Source organism: Vibrio sp. 10N.222.55.C6 (assembly GCF_041473395.1).
Lineage (GTDB): Bacteria > Pseudomonadota > Gammaproteobacteria > Enterobacterales > Vibrionaceae > Vibrio > Vibrio crassostreae_C.
On the sequence record NZ_JBFRSD010000899.1, the window covers coordinates 1 to 724 of the forward strand.

Genomic DNA, 724 nt, shown 5'->3' on the forward strand with positions numbered 1-724 from the left:
AATTAATATCGGGTTCTTGCGGTATTACTTAGCTGAAGCTTGCATTCGCTAATGTTTGAGCATGGAAAACAGTTACTATAAAATGCTCGGAGTTGTATTTTAGAAGGATAGGGGCCCAAAGTAGCACTTGCAAAGTGGGTCTCTACAATGATTAACAGGCCTTCTCCTGTTTGGGTTGTAATCCTGATATACTTTAAGCATCTATAATAAGAAGGAAAACCTTCCCGACGGTTTTTTAAAAGATAGGAATAAAAAATGAGTAAACGTGTAATCACATTTGGTACATATGATATTTTTCATGTAGGGCATGTCAATATATTAGAACGTTGTGCATCTTTAGGTGACACATTGATAGTTGGTATATCAACTGATCAACTTAATTTTAGTAAAAAACAGAGAAACCCAATTTACACTCAAGAAGATAGAATGAAAATTGTCCAATCACTTTCGTTTGTCGATGAGGTGTTTTTTGAGCATTCATTAGAGAAAAAGCGCGAATATATTGAATTTTACCGAGCAGATATACTAGCTATGGGAGATGACTGGAAAGGTCGTTTTGATGAGTTTTCTGATATTTGTGAAGTTGTTTACTTCCCTCGAACCCCTTCGATATCGACAACTGAAATTATAGAAATAACAAAAGCAATTTAATATTAATTTGGCTAGAATTACATCTAGGGCTTTGTTTTTAAATTAAAAAAAGGTAGAAACATCACATGTGAAC

Annotated in this window: 1 protein-coding gene; it reads left to right on the forward strand. The window is 34.0% G+C overall.

Going from position 1 to position 724, the window contains the following annotated elements:
- Positions 1-255 precede the first annotated feature (255 nt).
- Entirely contained in the window at positions 256-651 is a 396-nt protein-coding gene (locus AB4486_RS26765; protein ID WP_017070570.1) for an adenylyltransferase/cytidyltransferase family protein, read from the forward strand.
- The last annotated feature ends 73 nt before the right edge of the window (positions 652-724 follow it).